At 69.5% G+C, this 19,792-nt stretch carries 17 protein-coding genes; 7 read left to right on the top strand and 10 right to left on the bottom strand.

The window, feature by feature from the left end; genetic code table 11:
- The first annotated feature begins 4 nt into the window (after positions 1 to 4).
- The 3 genes from ACFOGJ_RS04030 (at position 5) to ACFOGJ_RS04020 (ending at position 2,334) form a co-directional block, all read left to right on the top strand.
- On the top strand, positions 5 to 1,012 hold the full coding sequence (locus ACFOGJ_RS04030) for a branched-chain amino acid ABC transporter permease (RefSeq protein WP_379898331.1): 1,008 nt from the start codon (positions 5 to 7) through the stop codon (positions 1,010 to 1,012).
- Positions 1,009 to 1,737, top strand: a complete 729-nt coding sequence (locus tag ACFOGJ_RS04025; protein ID WP_379898329.1) for an ABC transporter ATP-binding protein — start codon at positions 1,009 to 1,011, stop codon at positions 1,735 to 1,737. Before ACFOGJ_RS04030 ends, ACFOGJ_RS04025 begins: the two co-directional genes overlap by 4 nt.
- A 126-nt stretch (positions 1,738 to 1,863) precedes the next feature.
- Positions 1,864 to 2,334, top strand: a complete 471-nt coding sequence (locus tag ACFOGJ_RS04020) for a hypothetical protein (protein WP_379898326.1) — start codon at positions 1,864 to 1,866, stop codon at positions 2,332 to 2,334.
- A 26-nt stretch (positions 2,335 to 2,360) separates the two neighbouring features.
- Here the strand turns inward: ACFOGJ_RS04020 and ACFOGJ_RS04015 are convergent, their stop codons facing one another.
- From ACFOGJ_RS04015 to ACFOGJ_RS03985, 7 genes are all read right to left on the bottom strand, one after another.
- Positions 2,361 to 3,194 carry a carbon-nitrogen hydrolase family protein gene (locus ACFOGJ_RS04015; RefSeq protein WP_379898325.1) on the bottom strand — a complete coding sequence of 278 codons (834 nt, stop codon included), beginning with the start codon at positions 3,192 to 3,194 and terminating at the stop codon, positions 2,361 to 2,363.
- Positions 3,191 to 4,717 (bottom strand): sugar ABC transporter ATP-binding protein, encoded by a 1,527-nt coding sequence (locus tag ACFOGJ_RS04010; RefSeq protein ID WP_379898323.1) that lies wholly within the window; start codon positions 4,715 to 4,717, stop codon positions 3,191 to 3,193. Before ACFOGJ_RS04010 ends, ACFOGJ_RS04015 begins: the two co-directional genes overlap by 4 nt.
- A gap of 30 nt (positions 4,718 to 4,747) precedes the next feature.
- Positions 4,748 to 5,821, bottom strand: a complete 1,074-nt coding sequence (locus tag ACFOGJ_RS04005) for a substrate-binding domain-containing protein (RefSeq protein WP_379898321.1) — start codon at positions 5,819 to 5,821, stop codon at positions 4,748 to 4,750.
- A gap of 38 nt (positions 5,822 to 5,859) precedes the next feature.
- On the bottom strand, positions 5,860 to 6,825 hold the full coding sequence (locus ACFOGJ_RS04000; protein ID WP_379898320.1) for an ABC transporter permease: 966 nt from the start codon (positions 6,823 to 6,825) through the stop codon (positions 5,860 to 5,862).
- Positions 6,826 to 6,833: 8 nt separating this feature from the next.
- Positions 6,834 to 7,811 (bottom strand): ABC transporter permease, encoded by a 978-nt coding sequence (locus ACFOGJ_RS03995; protein WP_379898318.1) that lies wholly within the window; start codon positions 7,809 to 7,811, stop codon positions 6,834 to 6,836.
- A complete protein-coding gene (locus ACFOGJ_RS03990; RefSeq protein WP_379898316.1) occupies positions 7,802 to 8,452 on the bottom strand; it encodes a cysteine hydrolase family protein in 651 nt (216 codons plus the stop codon). The genes ACFOGJ_RS03995 and ACFOGJ_RS03990 overlap by 10 nt, the downstream gene beginning before the upstream one ends.
- A gap of 228 nt (positions 8,453 to 8,680) precedes the next feature.
- Complete coding sequence (locus tag ACFOGJ_RS03985; protein ID WP_449288572.1) at positions 8,681 to 9,409, bottom strand: ABC transporter ATP-binding protein; 729 nt, start codon at positions 9,407 to 9,409, stop codon at positions 8,681 to 8,683.
- 175 nt (positions 9,410 to 9,584) lie between these two features.
- Here ACFOGJ_RS03985 and ACFOGJ_RS03980 point away from each other — a divergent pair, with 175 nt between their 5' ends.
- Positions 9,585 to 10,067, top strand: coding sequence for a GFA family protein (locus tag ACFOGJ_RS03980; protein ID WP_379898314.1), 483 nt, complete (start codon positions 9,585 to 9,587; stop codon positions 10,065 to 10,067).
- Positions 10,068 to 10,079: 12 nt separating this feature from the next.
- On the opposite strand, the gene ACFOGJ_RS03975 is transcribed toward ACFOGJ_RS03980, so the two are convergent.
- Entirely contained in the window at positions 10,080 to 10,946 is an 867-nt protein-coding gene (locus tag ACFOGJ_RS03975) for a DUF1131 family protein (RefSeq protein ID WP_379898312.1), read from the bottom strand.
- Positions 10,947 to 11,059: 113 nt separating this feature from the next.
- Between ACFOGJ_RS03975 and ACFOGJ_RS03970 the strand changes: the two genes are divergently transcribed.
- Positions 11,060 to 12,094, top strand: coding sequence for an NADP-dependent oxidoreductase (locus ACFOGJ_RS03970; RefSeq protein WP_379898311.1), 1,035 nt, complete (start codon positions 11,060 to 11,062; stop codon positions 12,092 to 12,094).
- 34 nt (positions 12,095 to 12,128) lie between these two features.
- Here ACFOGJ_RS03970 and ACFOGJ_RS03965 read toward each other — a convergent pair whose 3' ends face one another.
- Entirely contained in the window at positions 12,129 to 12,896 is a 768-nt protein-coding gene (locus tag ACFOGJ_RS03965) for a ZIP family metal transporter (RefSeq protein WP_379898309.1), read from the bottom strand.
- Positions 12,897 to 13,087: 191 nt separating this feature from the next.
- Here ACFOGJ_RS03965 and ACFOGJ_RS03960 point away from each other — a divergent pair, with 191 nt between their 5' ends.
- Positions 13,088 to 13,402 (top strand): hypothetical protein, encoded by a 315-nt coding sequence (locus tag ACFOGJ_RS03960; protein WP_379898308.1) that lies wholly within the window; start codon positions 13,088 to 13,090, stop codon positions 13,400 to 13,402.
- 114 nt (positions 13,403 to 13,516) lie between these two features.
- Here the strand turns inward: ACFOGJ_RS03960 and ACFOGJ_RS03955 are convergent, their stop codons facing one another.
- The gene (locus tag ACFOGJ_RS03955; protein ID WP_379898307.1) at positions 13,517 to 14,278 is read right to left on the bottom strand and encodes an SDR family NAD(P)-dependent oxidoreductase; all 762 of its coding nucleotides are present in this window, start codon (positions 14,276 to 14,278) and stop codon (positions 13,517 to 13,519) included.
- A 422-nt stretch (positions 14,279 to 14,700) separates the two neighbouring features.
- Here ACFOGJ_RS03955 and ACFOGJ_RS03950 point away from each other — a divergent pair.
- On the top strand, positions 14,701 to 19,792 hold a 5,092-nt coding region (locus ACFOGJ_RS03950), incomplete at its 3' end, for a glycosyl hydrolase (protein WP_379898306.1).

Below are 19,792 nucleotides of genomic sequence, written 5' to 3'. Positions count from 1 at the left end.
TGTCATGCTGAAACAGGGAATCCGCAGGCACCGCTGGTGGATCCTGGTCTCGCTGGCGGCCCTGGTCCTGCTGCTGTTCGGGCCGGCGGTGCTCAGCCCCTTCCACACACGGGTGGCACAGCTGATCCTGATGTCCGCCGGCCTGGCGCTGGCCTGGTCGATCCTGGGCGGCTTCTCCGGCTATTGGAGCTTCGGCCATACCGTCTTCATCGGTGTCGGCGCCTTCGGCGCCGCGCTGCTGGAGACGAAGGTCGACCTGGGCGGGCCGGCGGCGAACCTGATCGTCGGCCTGGCCTTCGCCGGGCTGGTCTGCGGCATCCTGGCCGCGATCATCGCCTATCCGCTGCTGCGGCTGCGCGGCATCTACTTCGCCATCGCCATGCTCGGCGTGTCGCAGGTGTTCGGCGAACTGGTCTCCACCATCGACTGGTTCCAGGGCTCGCTGGGCATCGTGCTGCCGCGCCTGGCGCCGCGGGAGATCGACCCGCAGGTCTTCTACTACTACCTGTTCCTGGCGCTGACCGGGATCACCCTGCTGGTCGGCTTCGTGATCAAGGTCGGCCGCATCGGCTACGGTCTGGTCGCCGTGCGCGAGGACGAGGATACGGCCGCGATGATGGGCGTGCCGACGGAGGGCTACAAGATCACCGTCTTCGTGATCTCCGCTGTGCTGACCGGCATGATCGGCGCCGCCTATGCGCACAGCCTGGGCTATATCACCGGCGAATCCGTGTTCCGTGTCGATTTCAGCCTGAACATGATCGTCTATGCCCTGCTGGGCGGCATCGGCACCCTGATCGGGCCGATCGTCGGCGCCATCGTCATGGTTGTGCTGACCCAGGTGCTGCTGGGCGACCTGCTGGACATCCACATGCTGGCCACCGGCGCGCTGCTGGCGATCCTGGTGCTGCTGGCGCCGAAGGGCATCGTCGGCTTCGTCCAGGGCCTGCTGCGCGGCCGGCGGAAGGCGCCGGATCCGGCGGCCCCCAGCGATGGCAGGGCGCTGCCATGACGGAACCCCTGCTGCGCCTCGACCATGTGACCAAGCGCTTCCGCGGCCTGGTGGCGACCAACGATGTCTCGCTGGCGGTGCCGGAAGGTGCGATCTGCAGCCTGATCGGCCCGAACGGCGCCGGCAAGTCGACGATCTTCAACCTGGTGACCGGCTATCTGCCGGTCAGCGAGGGGGAGATCCATTTCGCCGGCCGGCGCATCGACGGCCTGTCGACCCGCGCCATCAGCCATCTTGGCGTGGCCCGCGCCTTCCAGATCGCCAAGCCCTTTCCCGACCTGAGCGTGGAGGACAATGTCCGCATCGGCGCCCTGTTCGGGCGCGAGGGCCCGCGCGATGTGGAGCGGGAGACGGAACAGGCGATCGCGCTCTGCGGCCTGGAGCCTTTGCGCGACCGCCAGGCGCTGGGCCTGACGGTCGGCAACCTGCGGCGGCTGGAACTGGCGCGCGCCATCGCCGCGCGGCCGCTGCTGCTGCTGGCCGACGAACCCTGCGCCGGCCTAAACCCGTCGGAGACCGACGAGGTGATCGAGATCCTGCGCCGCATCCGCGAGCGCGGCATCACCGTGCTGCTGGTGGAGCATGACATGGGCGCGGTGATGCGGGTGTCGGACTCGATCTTCGTCATCGATGCCGGCCGCAAGATCGCCGAGGGCACCCCGGTCGAGGTCGCCGCCGATCCGAAGGTGATCGCCGCCTATCTCGGCACGCCGGTGGAAGACTGAAACCGCTCGACTGGCGGCCCGGCATGGGGGCCGCCCGGCCTCCCCAGGAATGCCGCGCCGCCGCCGCCGTGAGGTCATAAAGTGCGCCGGTAATGGGCCTCCAATCGACGTCATGGAGGTTCGACCATGCAAGACCCCCGAAAGACTGGCTGGCCCGGCACCTCGTCGCGTTGTCGGCTGGCGCTGTTCGTCGTCTCCCTTGCGGCGCTCGGAGTGCCGGCTAGTGCGGCCGCGGCGATGCCGGAACGACCCCAGTACTATACGGTATCGAGTCTGCCGTTTACCGGCTACGAGCCTGGCGGACACCTGACAGGGCGGCTGGAAGTGACCTGCGTGGCTGACCCTGCTGCAACGATCACCTATCAGGCGCCGATGGACCGGAATCGGAACACGGCCAGACATTTCCTCCTTTGCAGCGGCCCTATCCGCGTGACCGGCCAGGTCTGGCCGACGGAGAAGCCGGGACAGTCCACGGCCTGCACCCCTGTCGTCTCCCACCAGCCGAAGGAGGGTTCCTGGCCGGTCATGAACTTCGTGCAGTGGCGGTCGGTCGAGGTCGCGGGCGACCGGATCCGTTGCGAGATGATCGCCTACTGACATGGTCCCAGGGCGGGCGTCGCCACCTACCGGTACAGGTCCGGCCGGCGGTCCTGGCGGTAGGTGGCGATGCCGCGCCAGCGTGCCAGGTCGGCGCCGTCGTGGAAGATGTCGGCGGCGGCGAAGCCCTGGCCCTGGCCGACCGAGGCCAGGATGCGCCCCGACGGCGCGGCGATGCAGGAATGGCCCAGCGACAGGAAGCCGGCCTCCGGGCCGGTGCAGTCGGCCATGGCGAGCCAGATGCCATTCTCCAGCGCCCGGGTGCCGGCCAGGGCCTGAACCACCGGCCCGGTCCAGCCCCAGGTCTCCCGCTGCCAGGCGTCGGAGATCCAGTTCGTGCCGTTGATCACGACGTCGGCACCCAGTTCGACCAGCCGGCGCACATAGTCGGGAAAGATCAGGTCGTAGCAGACCGTCAGGCCGATCCGGCCGATCGCCGTTTCCACCACCACGGGCCGGTCGCCCGGGGCGAAGCAGTCGCGCTCGGCCGCGAACAGGTGGGCCTTGTGATAGGTCGCCAGACGCCGGCCGTCGGACCCGAACAGCAGCAGGCTGTCGTAGAATCTTCCCCCTTCCGCGATCGCCATGCCGACCGCCAGGTGCAGGCCGGAGGCTTTGGCGATGGCGCCCAGCCGGGCGGCGGTCGGCCCGTCCTCCGGCTCGGCCAGTTCGGCCAGGCGGTCGCTGATGAAATAGCCGGTGGTCGCCGTCTCGGGCATCACCAGCAGGGCGGCGCCGTCCTGCGCGGCGCCGCGGGCGATCGCCTCGATCTGCGCCAGGTTGGCCGCGACCTCGCCCGGACGCGGGTTCATCTGGCCGACGGCGATCCGCGATCGCGGCGGGGCGGCTGGTGCGGTCATTGCTTTGTCTCCATCTGGCCCTCGGGGCCGCCCGAGGCTGCCAGCAGCACGGCCGCCTCGTCGGTCTCCGCGGTTGGCAGTTCGGTTACGATGCGGCGGTCGCGCATCACCACTATGCGGCTGGTGAGGGCGAGCAGTTCCTCGATCTCTGAGGAGATCACCAGCACCGCGACCCCCTGTCCCGCCAGTTCCTCCAGCAGGTCGTAGATCTCCGCCTTGGCACCAATATCGACGCCGCGGGTCGGTTCGTCGCAGACCAGCAGCCGGGGGCCGCGCAGCAGGGCGCGGCCGAACACCACCTTCTGCTGGTTGCCGCCGCTGAGCTGGTCGACCGGCATGTCCAGGCTGCGCGCGGCCAGGCGCATCCGCTGCAGCAGCTCGCTGCACTGGCGCCGCTCCCGCCGGCGGTTGAGGAAGCCTGCGCGCGCGAACTGCGACAGCGCTGCGGCGCTGGTATTGGTCAGGATGTCCAGGTTGGCGAACAGGCCGTCGCGCTTGCGGTCTTCCGTCAGGTAGACGAAGCCGGCGCGCATCGCGGCGGCCGGACTGTTGCATTGAATCGTCTCGCCGTCCCAGCGTACCGAGACCTCGGTATCGCCGCGGCCGAGGCCGCAGAGCGCGCGGCCGAGGCTGGTGCGGCCGGCGCCGACCAGGCCGCCCAGGCCGACGATCTCGCCCGGGTCCAGCCGGATCCTGCCCTCCGCATCGCCGCGCCGGTAGTGCAGCTCGATCCGGCCCTCGCCGCCGGCCGGCCGTGGCGGCGCGCGATGGCGGCCCGTCTCGCCGACCATCAGGGTCACGAGTTCCTCCAGGTCCAGTCCCGCCGCCGGCCGGGTCGCCACCAGGGCGCCGTCGCGCAGCACGGTGACCCGGTCGGCCACTTCCAGCACCTCCTCCAGCCGGTGGGAGACATAGAGGATCAGCAGGCCGTCGGCCTTCAGCCGGGCGATGATCTCGAACAGGTTGCGCTGCTCGGCCAGGGAGAGGACGGCGGTGGGCTCGTCGAGGATCAGCACCCGGGAGGAGCCGGCGAGGGCGCGCGCCAGTTCCACCATCTGCTGCTGCGCGACGCTCAGACCCTCCACCACCGACTGCGGGTCGAGCGCCAGGTGGTGGCGCTGCAGCAGGGCAGCGGTGTCGGCCACCATGCGGGCCTCGTCCACCGCGCCCAGGCGCCGGGCGGTGCCGGCCTTCAGCGGCTCGCGTCCCAGAAAGACGTTGCGGGCGACGGTCAGCTGCGGCACCAGGCTGAACTCCTGGTAGACGGTCGCGATGCCGATCTCCCGCGCCAGCGCAGGGGTCAGCGGCCCGGCAGGCCGGCCGTCGATCAGGATCTCGCCGGCGCTGGGCGCCACCGTCCCCGACAACAGGTTCATCAGGGTCGACTTGCCGGCGCCGTTGGCGCCGACCACGGCATGGACCTCGCCCGCCACGGCGGACAGGTCCACGCCGCGCAGCGCCGCCACGCCGGCATAGTGCCGGGCGAGCGCCCGGACCTCCAGCAGGGGCGTGGCGGGCTGCATGGTGGCGGAACTCCGGCTCAGCGTTCCGCCTCAGCGTTCCGGCAGGAATTCCGGCGGCAGTTCGCTGGCCCACCAGTCGTCGGGGGCCTCCATGTCGACATGGGCGTCGACATTCTCCGGCGAGATGAAGGGGTCCTTCACCGCGGTGCCGCGGGTCACCGGCTCGCCCTTCAGGATCTTCAGCCCCTTCTGCACGGCGACCTGGCCTGCGCGGGTGGGGAAGGTGACGGCGCCGCCCTGGCGATGCTCGGCGACCCATTTCAGCCAGCCGTTATATTCGTCGCCCGGCGACATGGTGACCTCGTCCAGGCGGCCGGCCTCCTCGAAGGCTTCCGCAACGCCGATCGACATCTGGCCGGCGGGCGAGAACACGCCGTCGATGCGCGGATAGCGCTGCAGCAGGTTCTCGGTGATCTGCTTCGCCTTGGCGCGGTTCCAGTCGCCGTATTCCGCGGTCAGCAGCTCGACCTCGGGATATTCCTTCAGCACCGTCTTCAGCGCGTCCAGCTGGTCGACCGCCGCCGTGGTGCCGGCGATCGGCAGCATGGCGATGATCTTGCCCTTGCCGTCCAGGTCTTCCATCAGGCGCCGGGCCACATCCTCCCCCAGCGACCACTGGCTGATATAGGCATTGGCGATCGTGCCGGGGGAATCGGTGAAGCCGCCGCCGGTGTTGATCGTCGGTACGCCGGCATCGACGGCGCGCTGCAGCACGTCGGCGATCGCGGCATCGTCCACCGGCCAGTACAGCAGCAGGTCGATGTCCTGGCGCAGCAGGTCCTCGATGTCGGAGACCTGCTTCGCCGGGTTGAAGGCGGCGTCGGTGACGATCACCTCCTCGACCTCCGGATGCTTCGAGGCCTCCCAGCGGATGTGCTGCAGCGCGAAGACCACCCAGGAGTTCGACAGATAGCCGGCGGAAACGCCGATCTTGTAGGGCGGCTCTTCCTTGAAGCGGCTGGTATCGACGGTCTCCGCGGCCGCCTTGTCCTGCGCGTCGCGGGCGGCCTGGTCGGCCAGGGCGCCGCCCGACAGCAGCAGCGCGGCGACCGTACCGGCCAGGGCAAGGCCCCTGACGGGCAGGCAATCTCTGAGCTGGATCATTGCGTCTCTCCCTTGGTTATGATTCCGGCCGGTCCGCCTCAGGCCCGGCCGGTGCGTGCCTGCAGATGGCCGTAGAGGGCCGAGGCGAGGATGATGATGGCGCCCATCACGACGAGCTGCAGGTGGTAGTCGAGGCCGACGATGTTCACGAGGTTGAAGGCCATCACCAGCACCAGGACACCCGCGACGGTGCCGGCGATGCCGCCGCGGCCGCCCTCGAAGGTGGTGCCGCCCAGCACCACCGCCGCCAGGACCTGGAATTCCAGCCCCTGGCCGGCACTGGTGCTGGAGACGCCGGAACGGGCCAGCAGGGCGATGCCGCCCAGTGCGCCGAACAGGCCGGAGACGGCATAGGCGATGACCGTGGTGCGGCGCACCGGCAGGCCGGAAAGCAGCGCGGCCTGCGGATTGCTGCCGATCAGGAACAGCCGCCGGCCGAAGCTGGTGGTCTTCTGCACCGCCAGGCCCAGCGCGGCCAGCGCGACGAAGACGATGGCCAGCACCGGCACCAGGCCGTCGAGGCGGGTATTGGCGAGGTCGCGGAAGCCGGGCGCGACCTCGCCGCGGGCGGTGCCGCCGGAATAGATCTGGGTCAGGCCGTAGACCGCGACCGCGGTGCCCAGGGTCAGGATGAACGGCGTCACCCGGCTGAACGCGACCAGCGCGCCGTTGATGGCGCCGATGGCCATACCGACCAGGCAGGTCAGCAGGATCGCCGGCAGGGTGTTGGCGGCATCGCCGTCCATCTGTACCGCACAGAAGACGGCGGTCAGCGAGATCACCGCGCCGATCGACAGGTCCACCCCGCCCAGGATCATGACATAGGTGACGCCGATCGCGGCGATGCCGACGGGCGCGATCTGGCGCACCACGTTGAACAGGTAGTTCGGCATCAGGAAGGCGTCCGATACCGCGGCGCCGACCAGCCAGACGGCGATCAGCGCCAGGAAGATGGCATTCGCGGCGAGCAGCCGGTCCAGCCGGGCACGGGCCTCTGGCGTCATTGCCGCGATCATGAGGCGGCCGCCCGGCGCGGCTGGTTGGCCAGGATCACCGCCACCACGATCAGTCCCTTGGTGAAGGTCTGCACGAAGGCGGAGACCTCCAGCAGGTTGAGCAGGTTGGAGGCCAGGCTGAGCACCAGGACGCCGGCGACCGAGCGGATCACGCTGCCGCGGCCGCCCGACAGGGCGGTGCCGCCCAGCACCACGGCGACGATGGCGTCCAGTTCCAGCCCGGTGCCCGCCAGCGGATAGCCGGTGCCCAGGCGGCCGGCCAGGATCAGCCCGGCCAGACCGGCGGACAGGCCCGAAAGGGTGAAGGCGAGGAAGCGGATCCGGGCGACGTTCACCCCGGCACGGCGGGCATTCTCCGCATGGCCGCCGACGGCGACAAGGTGATGGCCGAAGCGGGTGCGGGTGATCAGCAGATGGGCGCCTGCCAGCACGACCAGGACCGCGATCCCGGCGATCGGGATGCCGAGGATGTCGCCGTTGGCAAGGGTCTGCAGCGGCTCCGACGCGCGGCCGACGCTGCGGTCGGCATAGGTGAAGATCGCGCCCTGCAGGATGAACAGCATGCCGAAGGTCAGGATCAGCGGATGGATCCGGAACAGATTGGCCAGCAGGCCGTTGACTGCGCCGATGCCGGCGCCCAGCAGCAGCATCAGGATCGCGACCGGCAGGGTCATCGCCGCCTCGCCGTCGACCAGCGCGCAGGTCAGGACGACCACCAGGCCGGTGGCCATACCGACGCTGAGGTCGATCAGCCCGGCCAGGATCACGAAGGTCTGGCCGATCGCCAGCATGCCCAGCACGGTGGACTGGCGGACGATGTTGGCCAGGTTTTCCGGTTCCCGGAACTGCGGCAGGCCGATGGCGGCCAGCGCGATCACGACCGCAAGGAGGATCCAGATGCCGGTGACGGAAAGGTCCAGCCGCCGCAGCACGGCGAGGGGCGCCGCGGCCCCGGACCTGCCGGCTAGAGCCATGCGATGATCTCGTCGCTGTCCGCCACCCAGCCGTACTTCATCGCGAAGTTCTTCAGGGTCGCGGCATGCAGGTCGGGCGCGAAGGAGGAAACGGCGTCTGCGGCAATGCTGGTCCGGTAGCCGTGGTGGAAGGCCTCCCGCGCGGTTTCCTCCACGCAGATCTGCGTGACCGTGCCGGTCACCACCAGGGAGCGCACCGCCAGCACCTTCAGCAGGTCGTCCAGGCCGGTGCCGTGGAAGGCGCCATAGCCGTACTTGTCGATGACCGGGTCGTCGGCGAGCGGCGCCAGCTCGTCGATCACGTCGATGCAGGGCAGCGGGCGATCGCGGTCGCCATAGCTGCGCTCATGCCCCGGCCAGCAGCAGCGCTGGTCGGGCCGGCATTGCGGCGACCAGTGCCAGAGCATGTTGCCGCTGCGGCGGGACAGGAAGCGGGTGAACAGGATAGGCCGGCCGCGGCTGCGGAAGGCGTCGATCAGGCGCAGATGCGGTGCGATGGTGGCACGGGCATCGGGCACCTCCAGCGGTGCCCCGACCCGCACGAAGTCGTTCTGCATGTCGACCACGACGAGGGCGGGCGCCGCGACCCGCTCGGCCACCGGCACCTCGTCCGCCGTCGGGTATTGCCCTGCCTGTGCCATGCCAAGCCTCGCACCGGATCATTCCCGCGACGGTGGAAGCGCCGACCGTCGCATCGCGGGGATGCTATCGCCGCCGGATGCGGATGGTCAATCGGAACCAACCAAACGGTTGATGCCGGGCTGTGACCAGATTTCCCTGTGCATTCGAAAGCACGACACGCAGCGAAGCGGCATCCGGCCGGTCGGCCGGATGTGCCTGCCCGATTTTCAACTAATTGGTTGAAAGCGTCAGGCTGCCGCGCCGGTGCCGAGAAAGGCCTTCTGGACGAAATCGTCGGCCAGCAGCTCGCGGCCGGTGCCCGAGAGCACGACCTGGCCCTTTTCCAGCACATAGCCGCGGTCGCAGATCCGCAGCGACTGGTGGACGTTCTGTTCGACCAGCAGGATGCCGATGCCGCGGTCGCGGATCGACCGCACCAGGTCGAACAGCCCCTGCACCAGGGTCGGCATCAGCCCGAGCGACGGTTCGTCCAGGATCACCAGCTTCGGCGCGCTCATCAGGCCGCGGGCGATCGCCAGCATCTGCTGTTCGCCGCCGCTCATCAGGCCGGCCAGCTGGCTGCGCCGCTCCGCCAGGCGGGGGAACAGGTCGAGCACGAAGTCCATGCTCTGCGCCTTCGCCTTCTGGTCGCGCACCGCATAGGCGCCCATCTCCAGATTGTCGACCACGCTGAGCTGCGGAAAGATCATCCGCCCCTCCGGCACCAGGGTGATGCCGTGCCGGACCACATGGTGGCTCGGCCGGCCGGCCAGCTCCGCGCCGTTGAACGCGATGCGCCCGCGGGCGGGGCGCTGGGCGCCGGCGATGCACTTGACGGTCGTGGACTTGCCGGCACCGTTGGCGCCCAGCAGCGCGACGATCTCGGTATCGCCGACCTCCAGGCTGACGCCGGCCACCGCGATCGCGCCATCATAGGCGTAGTGCAGATCCTCGACCTTGAGCATGAGCGCCTGCATCCCTTCTATCATGTGCGCGGATGGGGTGCCGGAGTTTACCGACGTAATCGACGGTAGCAGGCAAGGCCTGTCCTGGCCAGGGTCGGGCAGGGCAGAGCGGAATAGGGCTGGGGACTGCCTTTCCCGCGCCGGATCGGCTAGCCTCGCGACGGCGCGGCCGTCGGGGAGCATGAAGATGGTAACGGCGATGCTTGAGGGCGGCTGCAGCTGCTGGCAGGTCCGGTACCGGCTGGCGGCGCCGCCGATGTTCGTCCATTGCTGTCATTGCCGCTGGTGCCAGCGGGAGACCGGCAGCGCCTTCGCCCTGAATGCCCTGGTGGAGGCCGACCGGATCCACCTTCCGTGTTCGGCGCCGGAGATCCTGCTCACCCCGTCGGAAAGCGGTGCGGGCCAGAAGATCGCCCGTTGCCCGCGATGCCGGGTCGCGCTGTGGAGCCACTATGCCGGCGCCGGGGACAGAATCTGCTTCCTGCGTGTCGGGACCTTGGACAGGCCCGACCTGGTGCCGCCGGACATTCATATCTACACCGCCTCGCGCCAGCCCTGGTTCGTCCTGCCGGAGGGTGTCCGCGCGGTGCCCGAATATTATGACATGGCCAGCGAATGGCCGCCGGAGAGCCTGTCCCGATACCGGCAGGCGCGTCGCGGTTCCGCTTAGCCCGTCCGCCAGCTAGCGGTCCGCCGGCCGCTCCGGCACCTGTGCCCCGTCGCCTGCCTCCGCCGACCAGATCACATATTTCAGCGGCCAGCTCCGCAGCGCTTCCGCCGGCGGCATCCCATCGTCGGGCCCGTCCCAGGCGCTGCCGTCGAACAGCAGGTTGATGCGCCGGCTGTCGGTCATGGTGCAGATCAGCATGCCGGACAGCTGGTCGATGCCGCGCACGCAGTCTGCTTCCTCCGGATCGGGGAAGAAGCTCTCGAACGGGCTGCCGATATGGCCCTCGCCCACGCCCACCCGCGGGTGGAAGACCTGGACAAGCCCGATCCGGCCCTGGCTGTCGGGATAGATGCTGAGGACGGGGATGTCGTCGCGCAGCACATGGATGATCTGCAGTTCCTGCGCCTCGGTCCGGTAGGTGCCGGTGGTGACCGCGAAGCCTGGCGGCAGCTTCTGGCGGACCGCCATCGGGTCGAACGAGGTGGCCGCGTCGATACCCGCGACATTGTCTTCCACGACCTCCAGGTCCGGCACCTGGTTCTCCTGGCCGCTGGCTTCCCTGTCCTCGGCCTCCCTGTCCTCGGCCTCCCTGTCCTCGGCCTCCCTGTCCTCGGCCTCCTTGTCCTCGGCCTCTTTGGCCTCGGCCTCTTTGGCCTCGGCTTCCTGGCCCTCGGCTGCGCCAGCGGCGGCCTCTCCGGACTGCGCCGCCGTGCTGTCGTCCGCAGACCCTGCCGCCAGGGCCGGCCCGCCGGCGACGACCGCCCATGTCAGCGCCAGGGCGAGCAGATGGGCGGTCGCCCGGGGCAGCAGGCGGGCGAGCGACCGGGCCAGCAACCGGGTGCGCACCAGGTTCAGGGGTCGAAAGCCGTTCGATGTCACGCTGTCCTCCCGGGGCGCCCGGCCGGCGGTGCCGCGACCGGCAACACCCGCAGGGCCTTCTGCTACGCTATAATTGGGCTCCTTAGCACAGATTGTAACCGGGGGAAGATCGGATGCCGGAAGGCGTGAACAGGCAGTGGCTGCTGGCGGCACGGCCGCAGGGGGAGCCGAAGGACAGCGATTTCCGCTGGTCGGAGGCGGCGGTGCCGGAACCGGGGCCGGGCGAGTTGCTGGTCCGCACCATCTACCTGTCGCTGGATCCCTATATGCGCGGCCGCATGAACGCGGGACCCTCCTATGCGCCGGCGCTGCAGCTCGGCGACGTGATGGTCGGCGGCGCGGTGAGCCGGGTCGTTGCCTCCCGGAATCCCGGGTTCGCCGAGGGCGATATCGTGGAGGGACGGACCGGCTGGCAGGACTATGCGCTGTCGGACGGCGGCAATCTGCGCAAGGTGGATCCGGCCCTCGGGCCGATCTCGACGGCCAATGGGGTGCTGGGGATGCCCGGGGTCACCGCCTATACCGGTCTCCTCAATATCGGCCAGCCGAAAGCGGGGGAGACGGTGGTGGTGGCCGCGGCCTCCGGCGCCGTGGGCGCGGTGGTCGGCCAGATCGGCAGGATCAGGGGTTGCCGCGCGGTCGGCGTGGCCGGTGGGGCAGAGAAGTGCCGGTTCGTAATCGAGGAACTGGGCTTCGACGCCTGCATCGACCATCGCGACCCTGACTTCGAGGCCGCGCTGAGGGCCGCCTGCCCGGACGGCATCGACGTCTATTTCGAGAATGTCGGCGGCCGTGTCTTCGACGCGGTCCTGCCCCTGCTGAACACCTTCGCCCGGGTGCCGGTCTGCGGCATGATCGCGCATTACAACGACAGCGCGCCGCCATCCGGGCCGGACCGCCTGCCGATGTACATGCGCCTCGCCCTGACCCACCGGGTCACCACCCGTGGCTTCATCGTCTGGGACTATCAGGACCAGTACGGTGAGGCGCTGTCCGACCTGTCCGGGTGGGTGAAGGATGGCCGGTTGAAATATCGCGAGGATATCGTCGACGGGCTGGAGAACGCGCCCAAGGCGTTCCGCGGCCTGCTGCGCGGCGAGAACTTCGGCAAGCTGTCGATCCGGGTCAGCGACGATCCGGCCGGATAGGCTGTCCGGCCAGGGTCGGGGCGGGGGCGGCTGGCTATTCCAGGACGGCCTTGATCAACAGGACTGCCAGGAACCCCAGGAACAGCAGCGCGGTGGTCAGGCTGCTGTCTCTGGCGCCCTCGTGCGCCTCTGCCAGAAGTTCCTCGAACACCAGGTAGAGCAGCGCGGCGGTGGCGAAGGCCATGACGCCGATGCCGGCCTCCGCTGGCAGCGCGCGCAGCACCAGCGGGCCGACGATGCCGCCGACCGGCAGCAGGACAGCGAGGCCGGCGAGCAGGACCAGGGCCGCTGCACGGCCCAGCCCGCGATTCCGCAGCGACACCAGGAGGGCGAGCCCCAGGAACAGCACTTCCAGGCTCAGCGCGCCGACGATCACCAGCCCGCCCTGCAGGCTGTTCGCCAGGGTGACGCCGGCCAGCAGGCCGTCCACCAGCAGGTCCACCGCCACCGCCACCACCAGTGCGCTCCGCAGCAGGGCGCCGGTATCGGCTTCCTGGTCGGCCCCGTCCCCGTGCCCGTCATGATCCTCTCCGTCATGGCCTTCTCCGGCAAAGCGGCGTACGGCCAGCATGGCGAGGATCCCGAACAGGAAGCCGATGGCCATCGGCAGCGGCGACGTGGTGACATGCAGGGCGGGGACCAGTTCTGCCGCCACCGCGGCGATCACCACGCCTGCGGTGAAGTGCTGGATGCCGCTGCGTGTCTGCGCCCCGGGGCGCCAGGCGAAGGCGAGGCAGCCGCCCAGCAGCAGGCCGGCGGCGGGGATCAGGCTCAGGAGGAAGATGTCGAGCAGCGGCAGCATGCGGACCTCCGGCAGGATGCGAACTGGGTCGGGCAGCCGGGGGCAGCCTAGCATGCCCCGTCCGCTTTGCCCGTCCGCTTCGCCTGCCCGTCTCGCCTGTCCGCCGTGCGCGATCAGCCTTGCATGGGCATGGCGGACTGCCCATGATGAGCCGCCGTTGCACGGCTCATATTCGCAGAAGGGGGTCCTCGATGAGACATGTTCTCCACGCAACGCTCGGCGCCTGCGCCACGGCCGCGCTGACGCTGACACTGGGTTTCGCGGCGCTCGGCGTGAGCGCGGATTCCGCGGCGGCTCAGACCCCGTCGCAGTGCAAGGCGGCCTATGTCAGCTGCATGACGACGACGCCTGTGCCCGACTATTGCGCCCGCAGCCTGGGCACCTGCATGGGCGGCCAGCCGCCTGCGGCGACGATCGCCTGCAGCGCGCCCTACATGCAGTGCATGGCCAGCGCCAAGTCGATGCGCACCTGCACGCCGGCTTTCCGGGCCTGCGTCAGCAAGTAGCGGTCCGCAAGGCCGTTTTCCGCGCGCCCGGGGCCGGACTGGCACCGGGCGGCGGCATGCAAACGAACGGCTCCCCGCGCTCGGGCCAGCGCAGGGGGCCGTTTTCCTTTCCAGCTACCAGGCGGCCCAGCCCTCGTCGACCAGCAGCGTCGCGCCGTGCATGGCGCGGCAATCGTCGCTGGCGAGGAACAGGGCAGCCCCGGTCAGGTCCTTCGGGTCGATGAACGGCACCCCGCCCGGCGTGCGCTCGGTGATCATCTGCACATAGGCCTCCTGCCCCGGGCCGCGCAGCGCCGCGTTCATGTCCGTCTTGATGTTGCCGGGCGCGACAGCGTTGACGTTGATCCGGTGCGGCGCCAGCTCGCAGGCCAGGGCGCGGGTCAGGTTCGCCAGCCCGCCCTTTGAGCCGCAATAGGCCGAGGCGTTGGGAAAGCCGTTCTCGCCGGCGATCGAGGTGATGTTGACGATCCGGCCGCCGCCCTTCGCCTTCATCGCCGGGACCACCGCCTTCACCAGGAAGAAGGGGCCCTTCAGGTTCAGATCGACCTGGGCATCCCAGTCCGCTTCCGTCGTGTCCTCGATCGGCATCGGCACGAAGACGCCGGCATTGTTGACCAGGATGTCGGTGCCGCCGAAATCGTCCGCCACCGCCTTCGCCAATGCCTCGATATCCGCGACCTTGCTGCAGTCCGCGGGATAGGCCGCCGCGCGGCCGCCGGCCGCCGCGATCTCGGACACCACCTTGTCGGCCTCCGCCTTGTTGCTGCGGTAGTTGACTGCGACGGTCGCGCCTTCCCCGGCAAAGCGCAGGGCGATCTCCCTGCCGATGCCGCGCGACGCGCCCGTGATCAACGCCACCTTGCCTTTCAGCCGCATCCCCTCTCTCCTCGCACTTCGGGCCGTGCCGCGGCCCGGTCGCGGCGATGCAGGCCCGGTGATCGTCCGGCCCGTCATGGGCCCCGGTGCGGCAAGGCTTTGCCCCCCGGCCGCTGACGTCAAGTGGGCGGCAGCAGGCGCCGGCGGCCACAGAAAATCCACATTGCCGCCCGCTCCGGGCCAAACCGGTCTGTCGTACTCCCACCCATGGCTCGGCTGCCGAGGCGCAGCCGGTGGAACCGGGCGGCCGGGATCGACGCATTGCGACACATTGCGCCCGACGGTGACCACAATCCCGCCCTGTCCTCACCCACAGCCTTCGGCACTTTCCGCGCCAACGCCGGCTGCGGTCCGGCCGAACCTGAACATAGACCGGAGATGCCGCGGGCCAGGAGCCGAGAGCGGCGGGGGAGAAAATAAAGATGGGCATCGAGACACTGGGATCCGCGACGATCACGACGGACCTTCCGGACGGCCAGTCGCCGCCGACCGACGCGAACGGCGTGCCGATCGCGCCGAACGTCACCGACGGTTTCCAAGGCCCGATCCCGACGAACGAGTTCTACTCCGCGCTGCAATACCCGTTCTTCAGCGCCGACGACGCCCGGGTGATGCATGCGAATCCGCTGTCGATGAAGGCGGTCGATGGCGGCCTGGACCTGGGCTACACCGCGCAGGCGACGATCGCGGGCTCCGCCGGGCTGGAGAAGTACGAATACAAGTATCCCTGGGACGCCCAGACCAACCAGAGCGGCGACCTGAATATCGGCCTGGCCGGCCTGGACAATGAGGGCGCGAGGCTCGCCTCGCACGGCGACTGGACCGCCACCGCCGACTGGGGCGGCCAGATGCAGGCCACCTTCGGCCATGGCATGCCCTTCGTCTATGTCACGCGGCAGGGCGATGCCGCCGCAGAGATCACCCTGCACCAGCAGAAGGTCGAGGCGGTCGGCAACCCGGTGCAGCCGCTGAGCTACACCCTGGACGGCCTGAACGGCCATTTCGACGGCTCCGCCCTCCGCTTCAACTTCCCCGTCGATGCCGGTACAGACGTGGCCGAAGGCGTGCAGTTCCGCATCTCCTACGACTTCGACGGCGACGGCAGCTTCGACCGGGTGGAGACCTACAACTTCCACGCCACCGACGCCGCCAACGGCTTCGAGGCCTATACCGATGCCAAGGGCCTGTCCTCGGCCAGCGGCGAGATGGCCGACATGGCCGGCGGCAGCATCAAGGTCGAGCTGTGGCGCGCGATCGGCGACGGCACCTTCGAGGTGGAGACCGGCAGCGACCAGTCCTATGTCGACCTGCCATTCTCGAACCTGACGGTCGACGGCACACCGGCCGGCGAGGGCAAGCTCTACCTGCAGGGCGGCGCCGTCGTCGGCGGCCAGGCCGGCAGCCTGGCGGTCGCGCCGGGCGCGGCGGCCTCCACCGACAGCACGGCGGACACCGTCGCCTCCGTGCCCGGCTGGGACGGGCCCGGCACGGTCTGGTTCGCTGCCGACGGGGTGGTCGGCCTGACCATCAACGGCACCCACTACGGCGTCTTCGGCCCGACCGGGTCGACCTGGAGCTTCAGCGAGGCCGGCCTGGTCTCCGACCTGGACGGCAAGGACTATTTCTCCGTCGCCGCCCTGCCCGACAATTCGCTCGATACGCTGATGGCGTACCGCAAGCATGCCTATACCTTCGTCACCGACAGCGAGGTCAGCTATTCGGTCGACCAGTCCGCCGGCACGGTCACCACCCATTTCGACGTGACGACCGCGCAGATGGAGACCGGCGGCGACCTCGCCGACACGCCGCTGCTGTCGCTGTACCGGCACCAGTACATCAACTCCGACGCGGCCCTGTCCGACTTCGCCTACAATTCCCCCCGCGGCGAGATGAAGGTGCTGGACGGCGACAGCTTCGCCACCGTCATGGACCTCAACCCGCTGCTGCCCTCGCTGCCGTTCGCCGGCGATTCGGCGCAGGCCACGGTATTGCGTGCGCTGCTGGATGCGGAAATGGCGAAGGTGCAGCAGGCGCCGGTGCCCTACGAGGACACCTATTCCGTCGGCAAGGAGCTGGGCCGGCTGTCGGCGCTGGCGCAGATCGCCAACCAGGTCGGCCATGGCGAGGCGCGCGACCTTTTCCTGGACACCATCAAGACCGAGCTGGCGGACTGGTTCGACGCCGCGGACGGGACCGACAAGCTGTTCTACTACAACAGCCAGTGGGACACCCTGCAGGGCTATCCGGCCAGCTTTCATACCGAGACCCAGGTCAACGACCACCACTTCCACTACGGCTATTTCATCGAGGCCTCCGCCACCGTGGCGGAGTTCGACCCCGACTGGGCGGCGACCGGCAATTACCGCGAGATCGTCAATGAGCTGGTGGCCGATGCCGCCAACTGGGACCGCGCCAACGAGGACTATCCCTACCTGCGCTCCTTCGATGCCTATGCGGGGCACAGCTGGGCCTCCGGCCATGGCGCCTTCCCGGCCGGCAACAACCAGGAATCCTCGTCGGAGGCGCTGAACTTCTCCGGCGCCGTGGCGCGCTGGGGTGCGGCGACCGGCCAGGGCGACATCGAGGATCTGGGCCTGTTCCTGCACACGGTCGAGAGCGAGGCCGTCCAGCAGTACTGGTTCGACGTCGACGGCGAGGTGTTTCCGGCCGGCTTCGACTATACCGCCGCAGGGATGGTCTGGGCCGATGGCGGGGCACATTCGACCTGGTTTTCGGCCGATCCGGAAAAGATCCACGGCATCAACTTCCTGCCGGCAACCGGCAGCGGCCTGTTCCTGGCAGAGAACCCCGAGCATATCCTGGCCAGCGTGGCGGCCATCGAGGCGGAACGCGGCGGCGATCCGGTCGTCTGGAAGAACCTGGTCTGGCAGTACCTGGCCCTGGCCGATCCCGACCAGGCCCTGGCCCGCTTCCAGGCCGACCCGAACAACGCCCAGACCGCGGGCGAGGCGGGTATCGAGACCGGCGGCTCCCTCCCGCATACCCTGCACTGGCTGCAATCCCTGAGCGAGGTCGGCACCCTGCGCAGCGACCTGCGCGCCGACACCCCCTATGCCGCCGCCTTCGAGAAGGACGGCGCGATCAGCTACGTCGCCTACAATGCCGGCACCGAGGCGCGCACCGTCACCTTCTCCGACGGCACCGTGATGGAACTGCAGGCGCGCAGCATGATGCTGCGGGAGGCCGACGGCACGGTCCATGTCTATGACTATGCCGCGGCCGGCTATGGCGGTGATACCGGGGGCGGCGATACGGGTGGCGGCGATACGGGCGGCGGCGATACGGGCGGCGGCGACACCGGCGGCGGTGACACAGGCGGCGACGGCGGCGGCGGTGACACAGGCGGTGACGGCGGCGGCGATACGGGCGGCGACGGGAGCGGCAATCTGGCGCTGAGCCTGGGCGATGGCGGCCAGCTGCTCTTCGGCACAGCCGACCCGGTCGCGCTGACCGATGCGCAGGGCTATTCGGTCAACGCGCCGGCGAACGCCCTGACCTTCACCCTCGACGGCCTGACGGGCAGCTACCAGGGCGGCGGCACAACCGCCTTCACTCTGTCGCTGGACGCCGGCAGCGTCGCCGGCAACGGCACCCAGATGCGCATCTCCTACGACTTCGACGGCGACGGTCAAGTCGACCGGGTGGAAAGCTTCGATGTCCTGCCCACCAACGATGTGGACGGTTTCGAAAGCTTCGTCACCACCCATCTGGTCCAGTCCGAAGGGGCCTTCGCCGATTTCGCCGGCGGCACCGTGAAGGTGGAGATCTGGAACGCCTTCGGTGCCGGCGGGGTCAGCTTCGACCCGGCGGCCTCCAGCATCACCCTGCCGTTCGAGCTGTCGGGCGGCAGCGGGGGCGATACGGGCGGGGGCGATACGGGCGGGGGCGATACGGGTGGCGGCGATACCGGCGGCGGTGGATCGGGCGGCAGCGGGGCGCTGGCCCTCAGCCTGGTCGCCGGCGGCGACCTGGCTTTCGGCGACGCGGAGCCGGTAACCGTCGCCGCGGCGCAGGGCTATACCGTCAACGATCCGACCAATGCCCTGGGCCTGACCCTGGAAGGGCTGAACGGCAGCTACCAGTCGGGCGACGCGCCCCGCTTCCTGCTGGCACTGGATGCCGGCCAGTCGGCGGGCAACGGCACCCAGATGCGGCTGTCCTACGACTTCAACGGCGATGGCCAGGTCGACCGGATCGAAGATTACGACATCCTGCCGACCGACGATGTCGACGGCTTCCAGTCCTTTGCCACCACCAGCCTGATCCATGCGGAGGGCGCCTATGGCGACTTCACCGGCGGCAAGGTGAGCGTCGAGATCTGGAACGCCTTCGGCTCCGGAGAGGTGCGCTTCGATCCCTCGGCCTCCAGCATCCACCTGCCGTTCGACCTGCAGGCTGGCGGTGACGCGGGTGGTGACGATTCTGGTGGCGGCGACACGGGCGGGGGCGATACCGGCGGCGGCGATGGCGGGGCAGGGCATGGCGCCTTCACCCTGGACGGCGACGGTGTCCTGCACCTGGACGGCAGCGATCCGGTGGCGATGCAGTCGGCCGGCGGCGGCTATCATGTCAATGCGCCGCAGATCGCCGCCAGCTTCACCGCCGACGACCTGACCGGGACATTGCAGGATGGCGGCCTGCCGTCCTTCCGCATTGCGCTGGACGCTGGCAGCAGCGCCGGCAACGGCACGCAGGTCCGGCTCGCCTACGACTTCGACGGCGACGGCGCGGTGGACCGTACAGAGACCTATGACGTGCTGGCGACCAACGACCTGCCCGGCTACGAGCTGTTCCAGTCCGGCAACCTGCTGTCCGCCGATGGCGCGATGGCCGATTTCGACGGCGGCTCCGTGACCATGACGGTCTGGAACGCCTTCGGGAACGGCGCGGTGTCGATCGACCCGTCGCAGACCAGCCTGGACCTGCCGCACCAGCTGTCGACCGATGGCGGCTCATCAGGCAGTTCGGGGGGCGGCTCGGGCGATACCGGCTCAGGCAGCGGGAGTGACGGCAGTTCCGGTGGCGAGGAGCCGCTGGCCTGGACCCTCTACCTGGCGGACGAAGGCGGCCTGCAGTCGGAAGCCCCGGCCGCAGGAGTGGAGACCCTGGCGCCGGCCGGCACGGGCGATGGGGCCAGCTTCAGCCTGGATGGCATCGACGCGACCTATACCGGCGGCAGCCTGGACTTCGCCGCGATCCTGGATGCCGGCCATTCGGTCGGGAACGGGGTGGCCCTGAAGGTGCAGATGGACTTCGACGGCGACGGCAGTTTCGACCGGACCGAGGAGTTCGCCTACTACGCCACGAACGACCTGCCGGGCGGCGAGACCTATGCCGGCGCTGCCGGACCGCAGGCGGTCAGCGGCACCGGCTACCAGGACTTCGCCGGCGGCAAGCTGGTGGCCACCTTCAAGTCGGTGATCGGCACCGGTGCGGTGGACCTGGGCTATGGCGGTGGCGACATGTCGCACCTGCTGCTGCCCTACCAGCCGC

The organism is Marinibaculum pumilum (assembly GCF_042646425.1).
In the GTDB taxonomy this organism is placed as follows: domain Bacteria; phylum Pseudomonadota; class Alphaproteobacteria; order Ferrovibrionales; family Ferrovibrionaceae; genus Marinibaculum; species Marinibaculum pumilum.
Note: the sequence above shows the minus strand (reverse complement) of the source record. Positions and strands in the feature narration are given on the sequence as shown.